We start from the raw sequence: 23,596 nt of genomic DNA, 5'->3' as shown, positions 1-23,596 counted from the left end.
ATTGTATTAAAAAAATCGTTTTATGGTTGTTCAAATTATCCTGAATGTAAGTTTACTTTAGCTGAACATTTTAGAAAGAAAAAACTAACCAAAACGAATGTAAAAGAATTACTGGAGGGAAAAGAAACCCTGGTAAAAGGAATCAAAACAAAAGATAGAAAGTCCTACAATGCCGTTGTAAAAATCGGAGAAAAAGGATATATTGATTTTATATCTTTCTCAAAATAAACATAAAATGTGTTGTTGGTAATTTCGCAACTATTGCCATTCAATATTATGAATAAATTCTTGCTTGCGACACCAGCTTTTGCTGATCATCCTATAGTTTCATCGGTAATATGGATAGTTGCATTTTTACTAGTATCAAATTTATTACAAGGTAATACAAATAATGTAAGACGTTATGCAATTATTGAAATTGCTTCAGTATTAATTTGGAATCCATTTTATGTTTATAGATTCGGAACTCCTGGATTGGGTTATCTAATCTATCTAGTTGGATTGGGATTGTTAGTTTATTCTATTTTCGGAGCAAAGTTGAAAACTGTTAGTTGATAAAAGCCATTTTATTTTAATATCAATACAAAAACGCTCTAGATTTCTAGGGCGTTTTAAGGTGCATTGTGAAGTGGAAGAAGTTGTTACAATTATCTATTCTCTGGATATAGAGATTAAATAATAATTTTTTGAGTTTAGTGATTTAAGTACGTAGAGGAGTAGTTTTTAGGAATTTTGGTATAATAGGATTGCTCAAATAGTCTGAAAATATAGTAACAAGGAGGAAGTAATGGCCAATTTTTTTGCTGGGAAAATTGTTAATCTTGATGAGCAAGCCGTTTTTGATTTTTTAGAATTACATCAAAATGGGATACAATCTGATATCATAAAACGTGTGTCCGAAAATATGGTTGAGGTAGATGCCGAGGGAAGGGTTGGTATGAATTTCTTTTCTCGATTTAAGATAGGACTCTCTGGTAATGCTTCATATCAACGAAGTGGTGTAGTAGAATCACAGATTACCTCTACATTGCTAAGTAACTTTAAAAAGTTTGTAACCAATAAAAAAGGTTCTTCAAAAGTAGAATGTTTAGATAACGTTAAGTTGTTTATTGAAAAAGATTCTCCTGCTTTTTACCGTAACATCACTCCTGTTCTCGATATGATTAGTGATATTACTAAAATGAATAGTATTACGGATGATGATAAAAATAATTTTCAAGGTATTGAAATAAAGAATATTGAACGAACTTTAGACCGACTTTCTGGATATTATGAAATTAGGGGTATTAGCTCTGAGAGTAAAGAAAGTGTTTTTAGATTCAATATATCGGGTCTACGTAATAATTATACGTTGAGTGACTTAACCAAGATGGATATCAAACTCTATGGAATTAAGGTTGGAGAAGTAGATTCGATTGATTTAAGTTTTAATACCATGATAGATAGATTATCAAGCAATAGGCGGTCGCAACTTGGAACTGACTTTGATGAAGAACAAGATAATGAGAAAATACCGATATATGATGTTCTAGTGGCAGGTGTGTAATGGTAAGATTTAATATTTTTTTTGAGCCGGTTCAAAAGTTTAATGAAAGAGTGGCTAAATTAGATAACTACGTTTCGTTTAATGAAGTACTTATAAACTGGACAAATGGAGCTAAAATTCAGGAAATAGCAGAACCACTAGTGGGAAAGGATTACTGTGTTTTTAGGATGGACTCATATTCGTTATCGACAAGTTTAGTTTTTGAAAATATCGATTTATTAGTAAAAATATTTGAATTTGCCGATATTCTAGAAGTGTACCTTCATAATCCGCCTAAAAAATTTTTCCACTTAATTAGGCAACAAATTCCTTCAGAGAGTGTACATATTGAACAAAGTACTTTTAAGAAAATTGAAAAGAAACAGTTTCAAGACGTTATACATGACTTAAATGAAAATATAATTGGCCAAGGAGAAGCTAAGAAAAGTTTATTAAGAAAACTAGTTGCTCAACTAATACGTCCAAGTTCAAAACCATTAGTTTTAATGTTCTATGGTGAACCAGGGATTGGAAAAACGGAGACAGCAAAACAACTATCAACGACACTATATGGGAATGACAATATTATTAGAGAACAAATGTCGATGGTTGGTGGTGAATCAAGCGTAAAATATTTTAAATCAACAAATCATAGCGAAGACTCATTTTCTAAAACATTATTAAACAGAGAATCTAATGTTATTTTGCTTGATGAGTTTGCTCTGGCACCTGCATTTTTTCATAGTACCTTCTTTCAAATGTTTGATGAAGGCATCTATGAGGACCAAAATTATAAGGTAGATCTCAGTAACTCAATCATTATTTGCACATCTAATTTTAAAAATCTTTCAGAAATGGAGAATAATATTGATGTAGCATTATTAAGTCGATTCGATGGTTTTGTTAAATTTTCTCCTTTATCTTTTGATGAGAAAAGGCAGATTTCAAAGATAGTCTATTCAAAAATTATTGACTCAGAATCCATGACTAAGGAGTATAAGGGATATTTAGATGAAGTTAAGATTTTAGAAATCTTGGAATCTAAATTAAATGCACTTCCTAACGTTCGAGCGATAAGAAAGTATGTTGAAGATATTGTTGCAGATAAGCTATTGGAAGTAATTATAAAGGATAAATCATGCTGACTATGTTAATTCTCTGAGAACATACGATAGAAACATGAGGTGGTGAACTTAATTTGAAAAAACAATATTTCTATAAAAATTTTTGGTTCTGGGTGGCGCTATCCTTATTGATTTATGTATTGAGGCAGTCTGAAGTATCAGGTGTTGAATTATTAGTTAATATAATTGTTTATGTTTATAAGCAGGTTATAAGTGAACCAATTGCATTTTTGGCATTTCTTATTAGTATAATTACTGTATACATAGAAAGAATTAATGTTTTGAAAACTGATAGGAGAGCTAAGCTATCTATTTCTTATAAAATAGAAGGTAAGTCGAAAGTAAAAGCTTCATTCAATGGTGCGGAGAAGGAAATCGAGGTGCCTAGAATCAGGATGTATGAAAATTCAGGAACAATAAAGTCTACCTATATGCTTACACCGTATGTTAAAGAAAATAATCTAAATATAGATACTATAGATAGTGATTATTTTTCGTTTAATGCAGTACATATACATTTAAACGAAAATACTAACTCTTTTAAACCAGATGATTTACATCATGAGAATTACATATTTCCTAAATCATTTATTTCAAATAACCCAAATGAAAACCAATCTCATTTTATCTTTTGTCTATTCGAGGGAGAAGATGGTTCATTTAAACTATTATTACTTGTCTATTTAAAAAATATAGTCGGGAATTATTATCTTGAAGTAATTGATAGAGTAGATGCTCTAAATAAAAATGCAAAAGATTTACAACAGTATTATGATCAGTTTAAAAAATGTGAACAATATCTTTTTGAAAATAAAATAATTATCTCTTAAGCTCAATGTAAATAGACTTCTTTAGTGAATATTATAAAAATAATACTCAGAGAAAGTAAACGAACATATGGCTGCATCATTAACTGAACTTATTAGTGATGGCCTCCTAGAAATCCTAGAATTACCTGAACTCTGATTTAGTTTGGCTGAGTCTAAGTAAAAATGACTGCAATCAATGTTGATAAGTAATTGCAGTCAGGTTACTATTGGTAATAAGAATACTGTAGAAAGTAAAAAGTGGATATCAACTTTGGTCGATAACCACTTTTCTATTTTTTGTATACTCGATTTTCTTCTTTCAAAAACTGGATAATCCTATCTTTTAATTCCACGAAGTCACCTTGAAACGTAGCAATATCAATCGTTTTTTCCAGTCCATCGTTTAAGGAAAGATTGGATTGATATCCATTCATTGCTAGAAACATATGTAAAGCAAGCACTGCAGTTCGCTTGTTGGCGTTCTTAAATGGGTGTTTTTTGATCAGGTTTATCCAGATAATGGCAGCCTTACTATAAATGTCGGGATAGAGTGTTTTTCCAAAAATCTCTTGTTTTGGCTGCTCAATAATCATCTGTAGGCTGTTTGAATCAGCAATCCCAACGGGCTCTTTTGGGGAATATCTTCCAATAACCATGACATTGATTTTGATAATGTCTTCGGCGGTTAGGTATTTCATTTATCTACCAACTCTTTCAATAATTCATCGTATTGATTCATGGCTTTTTCAAGTTCTCTATCAAAATCAAATTTTGGCTCAGCTTTACGAATAATGACATTATTTCCTGAAGTGACGAATTCGATTTCTTCACCAATTTCTGCACCAAGTGCTTCTTTTATAGCGTTTGGGATAGTGATAACAGTGCTGTTACCTGTTTTGCGTAATAAAACATTCATCGGATATACCTCCTGTATTTGTAAATACATTATACATGATATATACAAAAATTAAAAGTGAATACTTCTGTTTGACACATTTTCTAGAATCAAGAATAAGGTAAACTTTTATATTTTCTGGTCCGATTTTGCATATTTTGATTGAAAATTTACCTTATTTTGATGAAATTAGTTGAAATTGGATGAAATTTTGAGTTTTGAAAACTCGTGTAAACGTTGATATTAAAAGGTTTTGAAATTGATTGAAATAAAAGATGCTCCAACCAGGTCTTAAGAAAGCACGTAAAGCTAGCCAGTTCTCTAAACGTTAAGAAACGGCTACAATACTGCATTTACAACACTTCATGGTTCACACCATGGGGTGTTTTTTTGACGTTTTTTATCACAATTCACACCACTTTTCACACCAAATTCACACCATTACTTTTTAAGATTACGGTAGGCAATTTCTCCGACAGCCATTGGAACAACGTTTGAAGTATTGACATAAGTCTTAGTTGTGATAGTGTCGCTATGCGTTAGAGCTGCAGAAATAGCTTCGAGTGATGTTCCTGCTTGTCTAGCTAATGTTGCTCCTGTGTGGCGTAATTTGTGTGGTGTGGCGTGTTTTAAGCGTGGATAGTATTATTCATTTCTTCCACATTTGAAAAAGATCTATCACAAGATAAAATAATATTTTCATGAAAGAAATGAGTGTCAGCAATAAAATATTGCATAGGTAACCCTCCTAGTAGTTATATGATTGAGTGACGGTATTATAACAAAGAACGGGTATGATATGACTTTTGCCAACACAACCATCAATAAAATAATGACTTTTTTGGTCATAGTAGATTTTCCCAATATAGCTTGGGTCATTTGCAACCTCTGAAGAAGCAATGTGTCCTGAAATAATATCTTTATAAAAATATCCGATACTTGCTGGAAATTTGTTAGTAAAAATATCAGGCTTAGAATACAGTTTCCAATTTTCTCCGAACTCTTCATCAATTCCAGCATGGACAAATATTTGATTATCAGTCTCATAAAAACGTTCTGAATTAAAATATTTATTTTTAAACCAATCTACTATTTCAGGATATTCAGAAGTAATACAGTCTCTTATTTTCTTGTCAATTTGAACTAGGCATTCTTCATCAGATATAGAAAAATCTGATACAACTGTATCAACGATATGTTTTCGCTTTTTCTGACCAATGAAACTAATTATAGTATCATAGGAAGTATATTTAGAAGCTCCGTCTTCCTCAAATAACCACTCAGAAAAATATTCTTCATGATTTCCTAATAAAGTGATAACCTGGTCAGGAAACTTCTTTTCTAGTTCAATGATTTTTGAGATAACTTGAAAAGATTGTGAACCGCCATCTATATAATCGCCAAGCAATATAAGTCGATTGTCCGTATCAGATAAATCCACTTTTGACAGGCTTTCAATAAATTCATCATAATGTCCATGAATATCGGACATGGCATAAATTTTAGACATAAAATCTCCTACTGAAATGGCTTCTTACTCATTTCTTATCCATTCTTGAGTTTGCATCCACTTTAATATATCCTCAATTTGTTGAGGTTCGAACTTATATCCACCTTCCCAACTTAAATCTTCTTCAGCGATACGGTGTAAAGAATGAAAGTCAATTTGGTGTGAGAACATTATATAATTTGTATTTTTCCAATATTTGAGTGGCTCAAACCAAATTCGTTTATTATTAGTATGAGGAGTATCATCAATAAAAAATATCATTACTTCTAATAAATCTTTTATTGCTTGTAATTCTGAAGCGGTATATTTTCCAGGAGGATGAGAATAGGAGTTGACATCTTCAATCATTGGTTTCTCCTATCTTGCATTTACTGCGTATACATAATTTAAGTAATTAGCAAAATCCCCCATTCGTTTTCTATCGTCATGAAATTCATCAAACCATGATGTATCATTTCCAAGTTTCTCAGCGTCTCCTTTGATAGCTTTAAGTTGTCTAATAATCGAATTATGAATACGGCTTCTCGACTGGCCTGCAGATTCATTTTCAGCAATTGGTATAGTTAAGTATTTACCACGTGCTTCAGCATACTGGGCACATAACTCAATAAGATATTTCCAGTTTTCTAAGAATTCTGGGTCATGGATATTCACAGATTTAATGAGTGCATCATAAATCTTTTCAGCTTGCTCAAAAGTAATGATTCCTTTATCTTTTAGGAAGTCTTTATAAGTAAAAATTTGCATAGTTTTTCTCCTTTAATAAATAGATTTTTAATTATTATAACATATTATTTTTCTGCTGAGATAACATCAGAGCAAGCAAACCAAAGATTGCCATTGAATTGTCCAACATTCAAATCTTTAAGTGCAACAGGACAAGTCTTGTTGTTTGCCATTTCTTGAATAGAAGCAGTAGGGGTTAACGTGTTGACCTTGACTTGAATCATTTCCATAAAGAAATCAGATGTTTCATCTTGAATTGATACATTGAGGCGTAAAGCTATTGGTTTATTTGTTTCTCTGTCTAAGACCTCAGTATATCCTTTTACGGCAAAGAAGCGATTACCAAGGAGCTCAGGTTTCAAAAAATCATTATTCCGTATCCTAAATCAATATTATGGTTGTTAATCATTTGTTTTTGGCTGTGAGATTGTAGGGTTAATCTTTCTGGTTTTTTGTAGTAAAAGTGGTACTCTACAAAACTAGGACGGATAATTTTCTCGTCTAATTCAAGTTCGAGAACTCCAGCAAGGACATCATCAAGTGACTGTACTTTTTTGCTAAATTCATCGCCTGTAATCAGAGCTTTGATAAGTACGTGACCCTTTTGCCTATCTAGCTCATATTCTAAGGTTGCACTTCTAATAATTTTTTCATGCCCTGTACTATCTTTTTGAGCAGTATAAAGTCGGTTAGTATATAGCACATACAATAAACTTTCTCTAATTATTAAATAAAAATCCAGGTTATATCTGAAATGTTTTAATTTAAGGTGGATTTTATATATAACAAAACCACTTAGTAAGAAGAATGGGATTTGAAGAAAAGCAGGTGCCCTAATATTTACGATAATAGTAAATAGAGTACAGACCGTCAGTCCTAGTATCAACCATTGGAATACTCTTAATCGGAGACTTGAAATAATGTAATTTCTTGTTAAGTCAGCAACTTGCTTTAATTTAAACATAGGTTATTTCTTTCTTTTAAAACGATATGAGTAGTACAACAAATATACATTTATTGAGAGATAAAATCTAAACAGGAGAACTGCTTAGATTAGTGTTGTTCTTTCCAGTAAGAATATACAACAAGTTTGATAATGTAGCTAAGTCGAGGTAGCCTAGTAGCACTGTCCTCTTTCATCAGAACATAGCGGAAATCATCAAGTCCAGCAAGTACATCCTCGTCTAAATAAATACGGGGGGTAACTGTGGTTTCTAAGTTAGGATTAACATTTTTTACGTCTGCTTCCATCTGTTGGCGTAGCTTTTGCCAATTATCGATAGAATAGTGTTTAGTATTTCTGTAAGATTCTTCTATAATGCTCCCTATTGAAGCTTTTAGTATGATATTGAATGAAATACCGTTTAAATCATCAAAGTGATTTGCAAGGAGTGTTTGTTCAAGTTTATTTTGGAAATCCTCCTTATTGAGTTCTTGTATTTTTCGCTCTTTCTCCTGAATCAACTCATCTATCCATACTTTTGCTTCGTATGCAAGGCGGACACTCTTATATACCCTAGTCATACATTTTCCTTTCTAAAGTTCGTTTGAGAATTTAATTCTATCCATTGTTTCAAGATCTGTATAGAAGTTGAAATCTGTTTTATTTAGTTTATTACAAATTTGTTTAATCATATACTTGCCACGTTCTTCGATCCGCTCATTGACTTTTTTAAGAAAAACTGGATAATTTTCTTTTTTTGGAAGGATTTTTTTATCGTGACCTTCCCAAAATAATTCTACATTGTATTCGGTATTAACGTAAGGTTGTAAGTAGTATGTTTCAACAAAATTGGTCCATGCGTCAGGAGACAAAATATTTAACCATTCTTGTAATGACAGTAAAGTTATATCCCAATAGTCCCTAGAAAAATAATATCGACCTGTATTCATCCAGCTGGGAAGGACAGTAAAATTTCCAATTGTATGGGTTAAGGTTGCAAACTTTTGGAAATCATCTAAATTATTTTGAATGTTATCAAACATTAGATAGTTTTGACTTTGATAGAGGGTAGAATATGAAATATGGCGTTCTTTTTCTTTTATTCCTAATACTTTTGATAAAGTGCCATAATCAGAACTATCTTTTATAGCTTCGTTAAAAGTTGTAATAAAGGAATTCATCGTTTCCCCTCTAATAATATCTTCGGTTGTATTTTGCCAACCTAAAATGTTATATAAGTAGAAGGCTTCTTTATCACAATCAGCATCTTCGCCACTTTTTCCTGTTACGCAGAACTTGGTTGGACTGTCTAGTTCATAAGACTTGTATTTTAGATTGTTGTAAAGATTATTTGTTGATAAATCATCAGAATAACAATTCTTGAAATCCCATAACCACGGTTTGATATTTTGACTATCGCAGTAGTTAAGCCATTTAATAATTTTTTTGTTTTCCATAGGAACCCTCCTGAAAAATGTGTTAACACCACTATACATATACTGTACCACAAATTTAGTAGATTTCAATTATTTTTTAAAAAAATAAAAAATTTTTTTCTATAGTAAATAATGTGTTGTAATGAAAAATGCTTTTTTCAATATATAAAAATAGCATTTCATTTAGAATGAAGTGCTTAAACAAGATCTTATAGATATTTTATTTGGAGATATTGGTTTTTATGATTCTTAATTGTAAAATGTTTTTTAAGATGAAGCAACTGGTCTAATTGAATATTTCCAGCAATTATTGCCCCTTCATTTTTTTGACTGATTCCAAAACAGGCGAACCATTCACCATTAGTGGAAGTTGACAGCATATCTGTACTAAAGTATGCTTTATATTCTTCATGATTTGGAAGAGAACGAGGGTCAGGAATTACGAGAACATCATTGCTAAAAATATATTCAAAATCATTACCTCCCTCAACCCATTTATCTAGAACTGGAAAAACAAAATCAGATTCTGAATAGTCTAGAAGAGTATTATAAGCTACTACGCTATCATCTTTGATTTTAAAAACTAGGATATTTGGCTTATCTAAAAATGTTATTGAAGTCATAGTTCCTCCTCTCAAGTTTTAATAAAAGATATTTTTAGGATTTTAACAATTACATTGAAAGTAGATATTATTTTTACTATAATTATATCATAAAAGCGCTTGTAATCTAACTGTTTTTTCTCTATATTGATTGGGAAAAAGTATAAAAATAGTTAAAAGGAGGTAGAATATATGTCTGATAATAAATTACAACAAATATGGAGTTCTGCGAAAACTTCAAAAGCATTGATTGAACGTTTAAAGGAAAGTGATTTATTGGAATATATTGATAAAAATAAAATTTTTTCCTGTACAGTTTATAAAGAAGCATGGGATGAGGTAGAAAAAACTGGACCTAACGGAATAAGAGGAAATATTAAGACGGCTTTTACGAATAAAGAGCTTTCTGACATAACTGGGTTAGAATCTTCGAATGGTTCTAATATTAATTTTGTATTTATTGGTATTAGTTCTTTCGGTGATATTATTGAAGTTGGAAAATCTAGTGTAGACGGTGACTGGGCAAATAAAATATATTTTGAAAAAGGTGTGTCAAGTGAATACCTTGAGTATATAATGGAAAAAACTTTGGAATCTTCACCCAAAATGAAAGCTAAAGAATTGTTAAATATCCTATCTCTAAACCTGAATAAGTTTTATGAACGTATGATTATACTTCCTATTATCTCTGATCAAAATACAGATGATAATGCTATAAAAATGGAAAAAGTTGTAGGTAATCATGTGGTTATACCGTTTATAAATGATAATAAGAATATTAAGTTTGTTCGACCAAATAGTCATAATGGTGGAGCGAAAAATACAAAATAATACACTAACTTATCTTTTACCTTTTTTAGTGTGAAGGGAGTCACGCAATAAAAACCTAAAATACCATCCTTACTTTTGAGAGTAGGGATGGTATTTGAATTTACTCATATCAGTTTAGGAAATAGGGCAAATTATTGATATACCTGACTTGTATTATCTTAATTTTATGGTAAAATTGCCCTATTTAGATAAAACTATTTGAAATTCGTTAAAAGTTTGTAAGAAAATTTAGACCCAAAATAGCTTAAATAAAGGAATATGAGCTAGTTTAGATATTGGATTAGCCAAACCAGGTCTTAAGAAAGCACGTAAAGCTAGCCAGTTCTCAAAACGTTAAGAACCAGCTACACTACAGCATTTACAGCACTTCATGGTTCACACCATGGGGTGTTTTTTGATGATTTTTTAGCAAAATTCACACCATTATTTTTTCAGATTTCGGTAGGCAATTTCTCCAACTGCCATTGGAACAACATTTGAAGTGTTGACATAAGTCTTCGTTGTTATAGTGTCACTATGAGTTAATGCCTCTGAAATGGCTTCTAGGCTCATTCCTGCTTGTTTGGCTAAAGTTGCTCCAGTATGGCGTGACTTAAGTTATGGCCATATTTATTTTTCTCCATAAAATAGAAAGAATAAACATGATTTACAATGTTTGTCTTCAATTTGAAACCGCCAGTTGCCCGGCGGTTTTCTATTATTTAAAATACAAGAGTCTAAGTCCGTTCAAGATCACCAAAATGGTAGATCCTTCGTGTCCGACTACGCCGAGCGGCAGATTGATAGACTGGAAGAGATTGGAAATGATAAGAAGAGCAATGACAGATAGAGCAAAGATGATGTTCTGCTTGATGATGCCCCGCATTTTCTTAGAGAGACGAATGGAGTAAGGAATTCTCGTCAGGTCTTCCATGAGCACGATGTCGGCTGACTCCATAGCGATGTCCGTACCGCTTCCCATGGCATAGCTGACATTGGCTTGAGCAAGGGCAGGAGCGTCGTTGATACCGTCGCCCACCATACCGACAGAAGCAAACTCGGTTTGCAGTTCTTGGATAACAGCAGCCTTATCCGTCGGCAGGCAGTTGGCAATGACCCGATCAATGCCGACCTGACTAGCCACATAGCGAGCAGTCTTTTCTTGGTCACCTGTCAGGAGAATGGGTGTCACCCCCATTTCTTTCAGTTGAGAGATAAGGAGTTTACTCTCTGGCTTCAAACTATCTTCCACCATAAAAATCGCCACAAGCACATCATTTTGGCTGACGTAGACCAGGGTTTTCCCCGTGCACTCCGCCTCATCAATCTGTGCAACTAAGTCCGCAGACAGGGGACTGACCAAGCTATCCACCACAAAGCCTGCCTTACCGATTTTCCAGCTGTCGTCCTCATAGCCTGCCACCAAGCCTTTTCCGGTCACGTCATCTAGGCTTTGGAGGGCAATAGCAGAGCTATCAGCCGTATAGGTCATGAGAGCTTGAGCGATCGGGTGACTAGATTGTTTTTCAACTGCTTGAACAACCTGCTTGATAAGCTCCTCATCGCCAAGATAGGTCGCACCTACAACTTCAGGTTTACCAATGGTCAGGGTACCGGTCTTGTCAAAGACGATGGCCTCTAGATTGGCGATCTTATCCGCGATGTCACCACCCTTGATAATCATGCCCTTGCGTGCCGCACGGCTGATGGCAGAAAGTGTCGCCGGTGAAGAAGAAGCCACAAGTGCACATGGAGAAGCAATAGTCAAGAGAATCATGCCACGGTAGAAGGCAGTCAACCAGTCCCAACCCAGAGCAAAATGAGCAAAGAGGATAAAGAGCGGCACCACCACCAAAACAACCTTGACATAGGTATCTTCCATATTTTCAATAAAAGTCGCCGTTTTTGATTTGGATTCTTGGGCATTTTCAACCATTTGGACGATTTTATCGAAGAGGGCGTCGCCTTTTTCAGCTGTAACTTGAACGGTCACCGTTGGCCCTTGGTTGATAGTACCGCCGATAACAGCCGCACCAGCTGCTTTTTCCGCAGGAAGCGGCTCGCCTGTAATCATGGATTCGTCAAAGATGGATTGGGGACTGATGAGGGTTGCATCCAGTGGGACCGTGTCGCCCTTGCGGACTTGTAGGAGGTCACCGATGCGAATGTCGGCCGTATCCAAGACAGTAATATCACCATTTTCCTCGATTTTACGAGCCGTTGGAGGTGTCATATTCATCAAAGCGGCGATAGCATTCTTGCTTTTCTCCATAGCCAACTCTTCCAAAGTAGAAGAAAGGGAGAAGATAAAGATGAGTAGAGCCCCCTCCATCCAGTAGCCAATGAGGCCAGAGCCGATAGCAGCCAAAATCATGAGAAGGTCGACAGACAGGTGCTTGTCAAAAAACAGCTCAGTCAGACCTTCCTTGGCGGACTGATAGCCCCCGATGACAAAGGCTAGAATGAAGAGGATGGGTGCCCATCCCTGCTCAGTCTGTAGCAGGAGAATTCCTACTAGGATAAATACTAGGCAGAGAGCGGTCGTGATAACGTGGCTATTTTGTTTAAATTGTTGTGTCAGTGTCATAAATCTTCCTCGAAATATCTTTCTATGCTTTAATTATAACAATTATAATTAAAATGTCAAGGTTAATTATAATAATTCTAAATAAGATTTTTCAGACAATTCCAAGGAAAGAAAAAAGAGCGAATGAATTTCGCTCTGCTATTCTACGCTTTATTAGATTGGCACTCAGGACAAATACCATAGATAGATAGGACTTCTTTGGTTACTTTATAGCCTGTTTGGTTTTGGGCTTCTTTTTTCAGACTAGGAAGTTCAATGTCCATGAAGTCTGTGATTTTCCCGCAAACTTCACAAATGATATTGAGGTGATCATGTCCCATAAAGTCATAATAGGTCGTATTATCGTTGGTTCGTTTGATCTCTGTGACAAAGCCTTCTTCTAAAAGAAGTTTTAAATTATTGTAAACAGTAGCCAGGCTCATGCTTGGATAGTCTGGTAGAAGATCCTGATAAATCATTTCAGCACTTGGGTGGTCGTCACTTTCAATGATATAGGCGATAACGGCCTTGCGGGTCGAAGTGATCCGAACTCCTTTTTCTTTAAGGTGTTGAATGACATGGTCAAAATCAGCCTGGTGGTCACTACTATGATGATGGGTCATGCTTACCTCCTTTCCTGTAGGTAATAATAATAATTCTAAATTTCAATAGCTACTTTCATTATAGTGTATTTCCTAAACTATGTCAATCCTATAGGTGAACCGAACATCTGTGCTAGGACAGTTTGCGCTTTCTAGGCTTGTTTTTACAAGTTTGCTTGTGCTACAATCAGACCATGACACGATATAAGGCAATTATTTCCTACGACGGACATGAATTTTCTGGTTTTCAGCGCCAGCCCCATGCTCGTACAGTTCAGGAAGAAATCGAAAAAACGTTAGTAAGATTGAATAGTGGCCAGCCAGTGACCGTTCATGGTGCAGGTCGGACAGATGCTGGAGTACACGCCTACGGTCAGGTCATCCACTTTGACTTGGCTGGCAGTCGAGATGTTGAGAAGCTCCGCTTTGCCCTGGATACCCAAACACCTGAAGATATTGATGTGGTCCAGGTGGAGCAGGTGGCGGATGATTTTCATTGCCGCTATGCCAAGCACAGCAAGACCTATGAATTTCTGGTGGACATTGGACGACCAAAGAATCCCATGATGCGGCACTATGCGACTTTCTATCCCTATGATTTGGATTTGAGCTTGATAGAAGAAGCTATTCAGGACCTAGTGGGGACTCATGATTTCACAGGCTTTACAGCATCGGGGACTTCAGTCGAGGACAAGGTGCGGACCATCACGGCGGCGACCATGGAGTACGACCAGCGGCGCCAGTTCTTGATTTTTACCTTTTCAGGTAACGGCTTTTTGTACAAGCAGGTGCGAAATATGGTCGGGACCCTCTTGAAAATTGGTAATGGTCGGATGCCTGTTGGGCAGATTAAGCGGATTTTGGCAGAAAAAGATCGTGGTTTGGCAGGTCCGACTGCGGCAGGCAATGGGCTCTATCTAAAGGAGATTATCTATGAAGACTAAGTATATTTTGGCGCTTTCGGGCAATGATATTTTCAGCGGTGGTGGCCTCCATGCAGACCTGACCACCTACACTGTCCATGGCCTGCATGGTTTTGTGGCGGTGACCTGCTTGACAGCTATGACGGAAAAAGGTTTTGAGGTTATTCCGACAGATGCAGCGGTGTTTGCTCAGCAGCTGGCTAGTTTGAAGGATGTGCCCTTTTCAGCTATTAAGATCGGTTTACTTCCGACGGTGGAAATAGCAGAGCAGGCCTTGGAATTTATCAAGGCTCATCAGGATATTCCAGTGGTCTTGGATCCGGTCTTGGTCTGTAAGGAAACGCATGATACCGAGGTCAGCCAGCTGAGGGATGAACTCTTGAAATTCCTTCCCTATGTCAGCATCATCACGCCAAATCTGGCAGAAGCTCAGCTATTGCTCCAAAAAGACATCCAATCGGTGGAAGAGATGGAGCAGGCGGCGGTGGCGCTTTATGACTTGGGTGCTAAGTCGGTGGTCATCAAGGGGGGCAATCGCTTGGGAGGTTCACAGGCTGTCGATGTTTATTATGACGGGCAGGAAGTGGCGGTGCTCAAGTCTCCCCTACTTTCGGAAAACAATGTGGGGGCAGGCTGTACCTTTGCGTCCAGCATTGCCAGTCAGCTTTTGCTAGGTCAAAATTCTTTGGAGGCAGTCCGACTGTCCAAGGACTTTGTCCACACAGCTATTTCAAAATCAGATCAATATGGGGTAATTCAGTATGAGAAATAAAAAGACACAAGAACTTGTATTATTAGCTATCTTAACCGCCTTGACCTTGGTCTTGGCCCACTTCCATTTGCCAACACCGTCGGGTTTTGTGACACTCTTGGATGTTGGAGTGTTCTTTACAGCCTTTTACTTGGGCAAGAAAGAAGGAGCCATTGTCGGCGGACTGTCAGGGCTTCTGATTGATTTCTTGTTGGGCTATCCCCAGTGGGCTTTCTTTAGTTTGCTTTTCCACGGTGCTCAGGGCTATTTTGCAGGATGGACAGGCAAGAAGCAGATTGTCGGACTATTCTTGTCCACACTCTCTATGGTTGGGGGCTATTACCTCGCTTCTCGGCTTTATTTTAATGACCTGAAAGCCATTGAAAGTGTTTTAAGCAATAGCATGCAAAACTTTGTCGGTATGGGCTTGGGATTTGCCTTGGTCAAATTAGTAGAGAGAAGTGGAGCTATTCGCTATGTCGCTCAAAAAGATTAAAGAACAAACTCAGCTAATCGTTGAAGAAGTCTTAGACCTCAGTAATCTGCAAAAGGGTCAGATTTTTGTACTGGGTTTGTCTTCTAGTGAGGTCATTGGTGGGCATATTGGCAAAAATTCCAGTCTGGAAGTTGGCGAAGCCGTTGTCGAAACCATTCTAGATATTTTGACACCAAAGGGCATTTACCTAGCTGTCCAAGGCTGTGAGCACCTCAATCGTGCCTTGGTAGTGGAGCGGGAATTGGCTATCCAGAAAGATTTGGAAATGGTCAATGTCCTCCCCACCCTTCATGCAGGAGGGTCTGGACAGTTGGCAGCCTTCAAGTATATGAAGGATCCAGTCGAAGTGGAATTCATCACGGCTCAGGCTGGTGTGGACATCGGTGATACGGCGATTGGGATGCACATCAAGCACGTCCAAGTGCCAATTAGACCGAGCTTGCGTGAGATCGGCCAGGCCCATGTTACAGCTCTTGCCAGCCGTCCCAAACTGATCGGCGGAGCACGTGCGGCCTATCAGGAAGATCAGATACGGAAAAATTAATCACAGCCAGAAGGTTGTGATTTTTTTGAACAAAATCCTTGCCAAGTAGATTTCTTTATGCTAAATTTGTTCTTGTAATTGATACAAGTTCAAAAAGGAGGATCTCCATGGATACCAAATTTTCAGTAGCTCTGCATATTTTGACCATGATTAGCGAGAGCAGTGATGTCATGACATCGCAGGCCTTGGCAACCAGTGTCGGTACCAATGCCAGTTATATCCGCAAGGTCATCGCTCTCTTGAAGAATGCAGGCATCATACAGTCCCAGCAGGGCAAGGCTGGCTATGAGTTGAGCAAGGATCCGGCGGACATCAGCCTCCTGGACATCTACTATGCCACCCAGGAAGTCACGCATATCCAGCTCTTTCAACAGCACCAGCACGCCAATCAAGCCTGCCCAGTTGGTCGGCACATTGCAGGAGCTGTCCAGCCAATCTTTGCGACCATTGAGCAGGATTTGCAGGATAGATTATCCCAAGAAAGCTTGGCCCAGGTCATTGCCAACTTGTATCAAGAGGCAAAAACATCCAACTGACTTTCACAAGTCAGTTTCTATTTCACACAACTTAGACTTGTATCCGATACAAGTTGTGCAACAAAAGGAGTAAACCATGAAAGCAGCACAACACACATCTTACAACAAAAACAATATCGCACTCGACCTAACTGACATTGCTAAACCGAACATCAAGCCAGACCAAGTCCTTGTCAAAGTGACAGCGGCAGGTGTCAATCCTCTGGACAACATGATTTCTCGTGGCGATGTCAAGTTGATTGTGCCTTACAAATTGCCACAAACAGCGGGCAATGAAGTTGTTGGTTTGGTTGCAGAAGTCGGATCCAGCGTGACTCATTTTGCAGTTGGTGACCGTGTCTTCGGTCGTCTTCCTCTCGACAATATCGGTGCCTTTGCCGAGTATGTAGCGGTGGAGGCTGCTGCCCTTGCTAAAGTTCCTGCCTATCTGACAGATGTGGAAGCGGCTGCTGTTCCTCTTACGGCCCTAACTATTATGCAAGCTCTTAACCTCATGGGTGCAGAAGCTGGCAAGACCATCTTCATCTCAGGTGGTACTGGTGGTGTCGGTGGTATGGCCATTCCCATTGCAAAAGCCAAGGGCTTGACGGTCATTACCAACGGTGACGGGGCAAATGCAGAGCGGGTATTGGCGTTGGGTGCTGACCAGTTTATCGACTACAAGACAGAAGATTATACTAAAACCCTCTCCCAAATCGACTATGTCTTGGACACACTTGGCGGTGCAGAAACTGAGAAACAAATGTCAATCATGAAAAAAGGTGGTCACCTGGTTTCCCTCCGTGCCATGCCAAACGGTGTCTTTGCCAAACGCATGAACCTGCCAAAATGGAAACAAATCCTGCTTGGCTTGGTTGGTCGCAAGTTTGACAAGATGGCGGAAAGCTACGGTGTGCACTACCATTTCATCTTCGTAGAAAGCAATGGTCAACAGTTGCAAGAGGTGGCAGACATTTTCAGCAAACTAGAAATCAAACCGTCTATCGATACCGTTTATCCATTTGAAGAAGTCAACGCAGCCTTGGACAAGGTAGCCAACGGTCGCTCACGTGGAAAAACTGTCCTCAGTTTTGAATAGTAGGAGTACTTATGTCTTATATCACAACTAAAAATCAGTACATTACTGTCGCTGGCAATCAGATTGCCTACCGTGAACTAGGTAAGGGCAAGTCTAAACTGCCCTTGGTCATGTTGGTCCATTTGGCCGCAACCTTGGACAACTGGGATCCAAAATTGCTAGACTTACTAGCTGAAAAAGAACATGTCATCGTCCTTGATTTGCCTGGGGTCGGAGCCAGTCAAGGCAAGGTAGCACCTACTATTCCAGGAATGGCAGAGCAGGCTCATGCTATTATCAAGGCTTTGGGGCATACGAAAATTAACCTGCTTGGTCTTTCTATGGGTGGTTTTATCGCCCAAGAAATCGTTCGTCTCGATAGCCAAATGGTTAACCGCTTGATTCTAGCAGGAACAGGTCCTCGTGGTGGTGTAGAAGTCGATAAGGTGACAGGAAAAACCTTCCGCTATATGCTGAAGGCAGGTCTGGAGCGCGTGGATCCAAAACGCTACATCTTCTACAACCACGATGAAGCGGGTCGCCTGGAAGCTGAAAAAGTTTTGGGTCGTATGGGAGAAAGAAAAGCCGACTATGCAGACAAGGACATGAATGTCCCAGGATTTTTAACACAGCTGAAGGCTATCAAACGTTGGGGGAGAGATCCTCAAGAAGATATGGCCTTTATCACGCAACCAACGCTGATCGTCAACGGTGACAAGGATATGCAAGTTCCGACTGAGAACTCTTATATCATGCATGAGAAAATCAAAAACAGTCAACTCATCATCTATCCAAATGCGGGTCACGGATCTATCTTCCAAAATGCAGAGGCCTTTTCAACAGCCTTGATAGACTTTTTGGAGAAATAGTCCCTATTACTCTTGATGATACAAGGCCTGCAACGTCCCCAAAATCACCTTAGCCTGCTTTTGAAAGAGTTGATTGAGTTACTTGTCTTCCTTATCTTTTGTCTGTATAATAATCTACAACGAAAGGAAATCAAATGAACACAAAAGATTTTTACTGGGTGCGAGAGCCAGAAAACTACCAGATTTCAGATAAGGAAATCAGAATCACAACCCAAGCCTACACGGATTTGTGGCAGAAGACTTATTATCATTTTGTCAATGACAATGCGCCCCTGCTCTTGATGGATACGGAGGAAGAGTATTTCTCCTTCACTGTTAAGACAGATTTTTCCAATAGTCACACCCGCTTTGACCAGTGTGGTGTCGTGGTCTATCAGGATTCGGAAAACTGGATTAAGGGCTCGATTGAGTATGAAAATGAAGACTTTCAGCACTTGGGCAGTGTCGTGACCAATCACGGTTTTTCAGACTGGGCAACTCAGGAGATACCCGCTTCTGTCAAGTCTATCTATTACCGTTTGAGCCGACAGGGTAGTGATTTCTGCATTGAAAACTCTAAAGATGGTGTCCATTTTGAGCAGATGCGGATTTGCCACTTACATGAAGGCGGTGGAAAAATCCATTTTGGAATCTATGCCTGCTCGCCAGAAGATTCTTCTTTTGAAGCCGTCTTTTCCGAAATGAGCTTGACAGACTGCAAGTGGCAGGCCCATGATGGACAACAACCAGATTAGAAGATTAGCTTCCAGCTCTGCCATTTCCCGAAAGTCCATTATAAAATCGTTGAAATCCCTGTCATTTGTGGTATAATGAAGAGTATGCAATAAAATTTTAAGGAGAATGACAGAATGTCTGTATCATTTGAAGCAAAAGAAACAAACCGCGGCGTTTTGACTTTCACAATCGGTCAAGATGCAATCAAACCAGAATTGGACCGCGTTTTCAACAAAGTTAAGAAAGATATCAATCTTCCAGGTTTCCGTAAAGGTCACTTGCCACGTGCCGTTTTCAACCAAAAATTTGGTGAAGAAGCACTTTACCAAGATGTAGTAAACGCCCTTTTACCAGCAGCATATGAAGCAGCTGTAGCTGAAGCTGGTCTTGAAGTCGTTGCACAACCAAAAATTGACGTTGTATCTATGGAAAAAGGTCAAGACTGGACAATCACTGCTGAAGTTGTGACAAAACCTGAAGTAAAATTGGGTGACTACAAAAACTTGGCAGTTTCAGTAGAAGCAACTAAAGAAGTATCTGACGAAGAAGTAGATGCAAAAATCGAACGCGAACGCAACAACTTGGCTGAATTGGTTATCAAAGAAGGCCCAGCAGCGGAAGGCGACACAGTTGTTATCGACTTTGTAGGTTCAATCGACGGCGTTGAATTTGACGGCGGTAAAGGCGAGAACTTCTCACTTGGACTTGGTTCAGGTCAATTCATCCCAGGTTTCGAAGCACAATTGGTAGGCCACGCAGCTGGTGAAGAAGTAAACGTTGAAGTGACTTTCCCAGAAGACTATCAAGCAGCTGACCTTGCTGGTAAACCAGCCCTCTTCGTGACAAAAATCCACGAAGTAAAAGCAAAAGAAGTTCCAGCTTTGGATGACGAATTGGCAAAAGACATCGATGAAGAAGTAGAAACACTTGATGAGTTGAAAGCTAAGTACCGTAAAGAATTGGAAGCAGCAAAAGAAGTTGCCTTTGACGATGCAGTTGAAGCAGCAGCTCTTGAATTGGCTGTAGAAAACGCTGAAATCGTTGAATTGCCAGAAGAAATGATCCACGAAGAAGTTCACCGTGCAATCAATGAATTCTTGGGTGGTATGCAACAACAAGGGATCTCACCAGATATGTACTTCCAAATCACTGGTACAACTCGTGAAGACCTTCATAAACAATACGAAGCAGATGCTGAAAAACGTACGAAGACAAACTTGGTTGTTGAAGCAGTAGCGAAAGCTGAAGGTTTCGAAGCAACTGACGCTGAAATCGAAAAAGAAATCGAAGACTTGGCAGCTACTTACCGTATGGAAGTGGCACAAGTTCGTAGCTTGCTTTCACCAGAAATGCTTAAGCACGACATTGCTGTCAAGAAAGCTGTTGAAGTAATCACAAGCACTGCAACTGTAAAATAATGTAGATTACGACACTTGGCTTGGTCGAGTGTTGAAAATGAGGTTCAATTAGTTTTTCTAGTTGGACCTTTCTTTTATAAAAATTCTTACTTATCTTTGACTAATTAGCAGATTTAGCGTAAAATAGAAAGGAAAGACAAAAAAGGAGAAGAGCCTTGGAACTTAACGTATTTGCAGGACAAGAAAAAAGCGAACTTTCCATGATTGAAGTAGCGCGTGCTATTTTAGAAGAACGTGGACGCGACAATGAAATGTATTTCAACGACTTGGTCAATGAAATTCAAAACTACCTTGAAAAATCAAACAGCGACATTCGTGCAGCTTTACCAACCTTTTATTCAGATTTGAATGTGGATGGCAGCTTTATTCCGCTTGGTGAAAACAAATGGGGACTACGTTCTTGGTATGCTATCGATGAAATCGATGAAGAAGTAATCACTCTTGAAGAAGATGATGAAGATGCACCAAAACGTAAGAAAAAACGTGTTAATGCCTTCATGGATGGTGATGAAGATGCTATCGATTACGGTCATGATGATCCAGAAGATGAGGATGATTACTCTGACAGATCTTCTTCTGAATATGATGATGAAAATCCTGATGATGAAAAGGATGAAGTAGAATCATACGACTCTGAAATCAACGAAATTATCACGGATGATGAATTGGATGATGAACAAGTTGATCTGGGTGAGGTGGATGATGACTATTCAGATGAGGAAGGTATTGACGAGTAGTCATATAAAATTGTATTTGACAAGACCATTAAATTACGATAAGATAATATCGGGCACCTCTTTTGAGGTCGGAGCTCCCTAGTCAATAGGGAGCTATTTTTGTTTTTTCTTCAAGATGGTTAAAAAACACCCCGTCATTAAGAAGACAGCAGAGGAGGAGTTTGCATGACAAAATATATTTTTGTAACTGGTGGCGTTGTGTCATCAATTGGTAAGGGGATTGTGGCAGCGAGTTTGGGTCGCCTCTTAAAAAATAGAGGATTGAAAGTTACTATCCAAAAATTTGATCCCTACATCAACATTGACCCAGGAACCATGAGTCCTTATCAACATGGGGAAGTATTTGTGACAGATGATGGTGCAGAAACAGACTTGGACCTTGGTCACTATGAGCGTTTCATCGACATCAACCTCAACAAATATTCCAACGTCACAACGGGTAAAATTTACAGCGAAGTCCTTCGTAAAGAACGCAAAGGTGAGTACCTGGGAGCAACTGTTCAGGTCATTCCACACATCACGGATGCGCTAAAGGATAAAATCAAGCGAGCAGCTCGTACGACAGATGCGGATGTCATTATCACAGAAGTAGGGGGAACTGTCGGAGATATTGAAAGTCTACCCTTCCTTGAAGCCCTCCGTCAGATGAAGGCAGATGTTGGCTCTGATAATGTCATGTACATCCACACCACTCTCTTGCCTTATCTCAAGGCGGCAGGGGAGATGAAGACCAAGCCAACCCAGCATTCTGTTAAAGAACTGCGTGGTCTGGGGATTCAACCAAATATGTTGGTGATTCGTACTGAGCAACCAGCTGGTCAAGGCATTAAAAACAAACTAGCCCAATTCTGTGACGTGGCACCAGAAGCTGTCATTGAATCATTGGATGTTGAACACCTTTATCAAATCCCTCTCAATATGCAGGCACAAAACATGGACCAGATTGTCTGTGACCATTTGCAATTGGATGTGCCACCTGCAGATATGACAGACTGGTCTGCCATGGTTGACAAGGTCTTGAATCTCAAGAAGACAGTCAAGATTGCCCTTGTTGGAAAATACGTTGAGCTCCAAGATGCCTACATTTCAGTTGTAGAAGCCTTGAAACACTCTGGCTATGCCAACGATGCTGCGATTGAGTTGGATTGGGTCAATGCCAATGACCTGACGGCAGAAAATGTTGCTGACCGACTTGGACAAGCCCAAGGCATCATCGTACCTGGTGGCTTTGGTCAGCGTGGTACAGAAGGGAAAATTCAAGCCATTCGCTATGCACGTGAGAATGATGTGCCTATGTTGGGTGTCTGCTTGGGCATGCAGTTGACCTGTGTGGAATTTGCTCGCCACGTTCTTGGATTAGAAGGAGCCAATAGTTTTGAGCTAGATCCTGAAACCAAGTATCCGATTATCGACATCATGCGTGATCAAATTGGCGTGGAAGACTTGGGCGGAACGCTCCGTCTGGGACTCTATCCAAGCAAACTCAAACGTGGCTCGAAGGCAGCTGCAGCTTATGACAATCAAGAAGTTGTCCAACGTCGCCACCGCCACCGTTACGAGTTTAATAATGACTTCCGTCAACAATTTGAAGCAGCTGGCTTTGTTTTCTCAGGTGTATCACCAGATAACCGCTTGGTTGAGATTGTCGAAATCCCTGAGAATAAGTTCTTTGTGGCCTGTCAGTATCATCCAGAACTCCAATCTCGACCAAACCGCCCAGAAGGGCTTTACACAGCCTTTGTCACAGCAGCGGTTGAGAATGAAAAATAATATGAAGAAGGTTGGCCTAGGTCAACCTTTTGCTATCATGCGAAAAATTTTGATTATCGTCATTTAGTTTATCTTTTATTACTTCGACAATCGAGAGGCTGGGCAAAAACTAGCTTCTCACATATAAAAAAACGAGCAATTCCAATTAGGAGTTGCTCGTTTTCCATTTCATGCTTTATAATTATAATAACCACAAAACAACTAGAAAGGCATGAAAATGTATAAACAGTATA

Annotated in this window: 28 protein-coding genes and 3 pseudogenes; 17 read left to right on the top strand and 14 right to left on the bottom strand. The window is 38.5% G+C overall.

Annotation, left to right across the window (positions count from 1 at the left end):
* The 5 genes from C1E58_RS01660 to C1E58_RS01645 form a co-directional block, all read left to right on the top strand.
* A partial coding sequence (locus tag C1E58_RS01660) for a topoisomerase C-terminal repeat-containing protein (RefSeq protein WP_193441729.1) occupies positions 1-228 on the top strand: 228 nt, incomplete at its 5' end.
* A 48-nt stretch (positions 229-276) separates the two neighbouring features.
* On the top strand, positions 277-555 hold the full coding sequence (locus C1E58_RS11980) for a hypothetical protein (RefSeq protein ID WP_153047870.1): 279 nt from the start codon (positions 277-279) through the stop codon (positions 553-555).
* Positions 556-787: 232 nt separating this feature from the next.
* Positions 788-1,546 (top strand): DUF6414 family protein, encoded by a 759-nt coding sequence (locus tag C1E58_RS01655; protein WP_105209110.1) that lies wholly within the window; start codon positions 788-790, stop codon positions 1,544-1,546.
* Between the two features lie 50 nt (positions 1,547-1,596).
* Positions 1,597-2,670 carry an AAA family ATPase gene (locus C1E58_RS01650; protein ID WP_238142209.1) on the top strand — a complete coding sequence of 358 codons (1,074 nt, stop codon included), beginning with the start codon at positions 1,597-1,599 and terminating at the stop codon, positions 2,668-2,670.
* Between the two features lie 53 nt (positions 2,671-2,723).
* Positions 2,724-3,479, top strand: coding sequence for a hypothetical protein (locus C1E58_RS01645; protein ID WP_105107989.1), 756 nt, complete (start codon positions 2,724-2,726; stop codon positions 3,477-3,479).
* A 269-nt stretch (positions 3,480-3,748) separates the two neighbouring features.
* Here C1E58_RS01645 and C1E58_RS01640 read toward each other — a convergent pair whose 3' ends face one another.
* The 11 genes and pseudogenes from C1E58_RS01640 to C1E58_RS01585 form a co-directional block, all read right to left on the bottom strand.
* Complete coding sequence (locus tag C1E58_RS01640) at positions 3,749-4,156, bottom strand: type II toxin-antitoxin system death-on-curing family toxin (RefSeq protein WP_105106820.1); 408 nt, start codon at positions 4,154-4,156, stop codon at positions 3,749-3,751.
* The gene (locus C1E58_RS01635) at positions 4,153-4,374 is read right to left on the bottom strand and encodes an AbrB/MazE/SpoVT family DNA-binding domain-containing protein (RefSeq protein ID WP_105106819.1); all 222 of its coding nucleotides are present in this window, start codon (positions 4,372-4,374) and stop codon (positions 4,153-4,155) included. The genes C1E58_RS01640 and C1E58_RS01635 overlap by 4 nt, the downstream gene beginning before the upstream one ends.
* A gap of 420 nt (positions 4,375-4,794) precedes the next feature.
* A pseudogene (locus tag C1E58_RS01630) lies at positions 4,795-4,995 on the bottom strand (tyrosine-type recombinase/integrase); the annotation flags it as partial.
* Positions 4,996-5,101: 106 nt separating this feature from the next.
* Positions 5,102-5,863 (bottom strand): metallophosphoesterase, encoded by a 762-nt coding sequence (locus tag C1E58_RS01620; protein WP_105209109.1) that lies wholly within the window; start codon positions 5,861-5,863, stop codon positions 5,102-5,104.
* Positions 5,864-5,887: 24 nt separating this feature from the next.
* Entirely contained in the window at positions 5,888-6,211 is a 324-nt protein-coding gene (locus C1E58_RS01615; RefSeq protein WP_105209108.1) for a hypothetical protein, read from the bottom strand.
* 9 nt (positions 6,212-6,220) lie between these two features.
* On the bottom strand, positions 6,221-6,610 hold the full coding sequence (locus C1E58_RS01610; protein WP_105209107.1) for a hypothetical protein: 390 nt from the start codon (positions 6,608-6,610) through the stop codon (positions 6,221-6,223).
* 44 nt (positions 6,611-6,654) lie between these two features.
* Positions 6,655-6,969, bottom strand: a complete 315-nt coding sequence (locus tag C1E58_RS01605; RefSeq protein WP_105209106.1) for a hypothetical protein — start codon at positions 6,967-6,969, stop codon at positions 6,655-6,657.
* Positions 6,960-7,553, bottom strand: a pseudogene (locus C1E58_RS01600) (otitis media-associated H10); the annotation flags it as partial. The gene C1E58_RS01605 and the pseudogene C1E58_RS01600, both read right to left, overlap by 10 nt.
* A gap of 89 nt (positions 7,554-7,642) precedes the next feature.
* On the bottom strand, positions 7,643-8,113 hold the full coding sequence (locus C1E58_RS01595; protein ID WP_105209105.1) for a hypothetical protein: 471 nt from the start codon (positions 8,111-8,113) through the stop codon (positions 7,643-7,645).
* Between the two features lie 12 nt (positions 8,114-8,125).
* Positions 8,126-8,989 (bottom strand): hypothetical protein, encoded by an 864-nt coding sequence (locus tag C1E58_RS01590; protein ID WP_105209104.1) that lies wholly within the window; start codon positions 8,987-8,989, stop codon positions 8,126-8,128.
* A 188-nt stretch (positions 8,990-9,177) separates the two neighbouring features.
* Positions 9,178-9,591: a hypothetical protein gene (locus C1E58_RS01585; RefSeq protein WP_105209103.1), complete on the bottom strand. Its 414-nt coding sequence runs from the start codon at positions 9,589-9,591 to the stop codon at positions 9,178-9,180.
* Positions 9,592-9,762: 171 nt separating this feature from the next.
* Here C1E58_RS01585 and C1E58_RS01580 point away from each other — a divergent pair, with 171 nt between their 5' ends.
* Positions 9,763-10,401, top strand: a complete 639-nt coding sequence (locus C1E58_RS01580) for a hypothetical protein (protein WP_105209102.1) — start codon at positions 9,763-9,765, stop codon at positions 10,399-10,401.
* Between the two features lie 423 nt (positions 10,402-10,824).
* Here the strand turns inward: C1E58_RS01580 and C1E58_RS01575 are convergent.
* The 3 genes and pseudogenes from C1E58_RS01575 to C1E58_RS01565 all read right to left on the bottom strand — a co-directional run.
* A pseudogene (locus tag C1E58_RS01575) lies at positions 10,825-10,995 on the bottom strand (site-specific integrase); the annotation flags it as partial.
* A 103-nt stretch (positions 10,996-11,098) separates the two neighbouring features.
* Positions 11,099-12,967, bottom strand: a complete 1,869-nt coding sequence (locus C1E58_RS01570) for a heavy metal translocating P-type ATPase (protein WP_105209101.1) — start codon at positions 12,965-12,967, stop codon at positions 11,099-11,101.
* 143 nt (positions 12,968-13,110) lie between these two features.
* A complete protein-coding gene (locus tag C1E58_RS01565) occupies positions 13,111-13,569 on the bottom strand; it encodes a Fur family transcriptional regulator (protein ID WP_105209100.1) in 459 nt (152 codons plus the stop codon).
* A gap of 173 nt (positions 13,570-13,742) precedes the next feature.
* On the opposite strand from C1E58_RS01565, the gene truA reads away from it, so the two are divergent.
* The 11 genes from truA to C1E58_RS01510 all read left to right on the top strand — a co-directional run bounded on the left by truA (position 13,743) and on the right by C1E58_RS01510 (position 23,363).
* On the top strand, positions 13,743-14,492 hold the full coding sequence (gene truA / locus C1E58_RS01560) for a tRNA pseudouridine(38-40) synthase TruA (RefSeq protein WP_105209111.1): 750 nt from the start codon (positions 13,743-13,745) through the stop codon (positions 14,490-14,492).
* Entirely contained in the window at positions 14,482-15,243 is a 762-nt protein-coding gene (locus C1E58_RS01555) for a bifunctional hydroxymethylpyrimidine kinase/phosphomethylpyrimidine kinase (protein WP_105209099.1), read from the top strand. Before truA ends, C1E58_RS01555 begins: the two co-directional genes overlap by 11 nt.
* Positions 15,233-15,718, top strand: a complete 486-nt coding sequence (locus C1E58_RS01550; protein WP_105209098.1) for an ECF transporter S component — start codon at positions 15,233-15,235, stop codon at positions 15,716-15,718. Before C1E58_RS01555 ends, C1E58_RS01550 begins: the two co-directional genes overlap by 11 nt.
* On the top strand, positions 15,699-16,262 hold the full coding sequence (locus C1E58_RS01545; RefSeq protein WP_105209097.1) for a TIGR01440 family protein: 564 nt from the start codon (positions 15,699-15,701) through the stop codon (positions 16,260-16,262). Before C1E58_RS01550 ends, C1E58_RS01545 begins: the two co-directional genes overlap by 20 nt.
* A gap of 107 nt (positions 16,263-16,369) precedes the next feature.
* The gene (locus tag C1E58_RS01540) at positions 16,370-16,798 is read left to right on the top strand and encodes an Rrf2 family transcriptional regulator (protein WP_105209096.1); all 429 of its coding nucleotides are present in this window, start codon (positions 16,370-16,372) and stop codon (positions 16,796-16,798) included.
* Positions 16,799-16,874: 76 nt separating this feature from the next.
* Positions 16,875-17,876, top strand: coding sequence for an NADP-dependent oxidoreductase (locus tag C1E58_RS01535; RefSeq protein WP_105209095.1), 1,002 nt, complete (start codon positions 16,875-16,877; stop codon positions 17,874-17,876).
* 11 nt (positions 17,877-17,887) lie between these two features.
* A complete protein-coding gene (locus C1E58_RS01530) occupies positions 17,888-18,724 on the top strand; it encodes an alpha/beta fold hydrolase (RefSeq protein WP_105113271.1) in 837 nt (278 codons plus the stop codon).
* Positions 18,725-18,858: 134 nt separating this feature from the next.
* Positions 18,859-19,458 (top strand): DUF1349 domain-containing protein, encoded by a 600-nt coding sequence (locus C1E58_RS01525; protein ID WP_105209094.1) that lies wholly within the window; start codon positions 18,859-18,861, stop codon positions 19,456-19,458.
* Positions 19,459-19,572: 114 nt separating this feature from the next.
* Positions 19,573-20,856, top strand: a complete 1,284-nt coding sequence (gene tig, locus C1E58_RS01520) for a trigger factor (RefSeq protein ID WP_105113269.1) — start codon at positions 19,573-19,575, stop codon at positions 20,854-20,856.
* A 155-nt stretch (positions 20,857-21,011) separates the two neighbouring features.
* Positions 21,012-21,593 (top strand): DNA-directed RNA polymerase subunit delta, encoded by a 582-nt coding sequence (rpoE, locus tag C1E58_RS01515; protein ID WP_105113268.1) that lies wholly within the window; start codon positions 21,012-21,014, stop codon positions 21,591-21,593.
* 165 nt (positions 21,594-21,758) lie between these two features.
* Positions 21,759-23,363 carry a CTP synthase gene (locus C1E58_RS01510; RefSeq protein WP_105209093.1) on the top strand — a complete coding sequence of 535 codons (1,605 nt, stop codon included), beginning with the start codon at positions 21,759-21,761 and terminating at the stop codon, positions 23,361-23,363.
* The last annotated feature ends 233 nt before the right edge of the window (positions 23,364-23,596 follow it).

The sequence above is a fragment of the Streptococcus suis genome, from assembly GCF_002964575.1.
Classification (GTDB): domain Bacteria; phylum Bacillota; class Bacilli; order Lactobacillales; family Streptococcaceae; genus Streptococcus; species Streptococcus suis_R.
The sequence above is the reverse complement of the archived record's forward strand: the minus strand, read 5'-3'. Positions and strand labels throughout refer to the sequence as shown.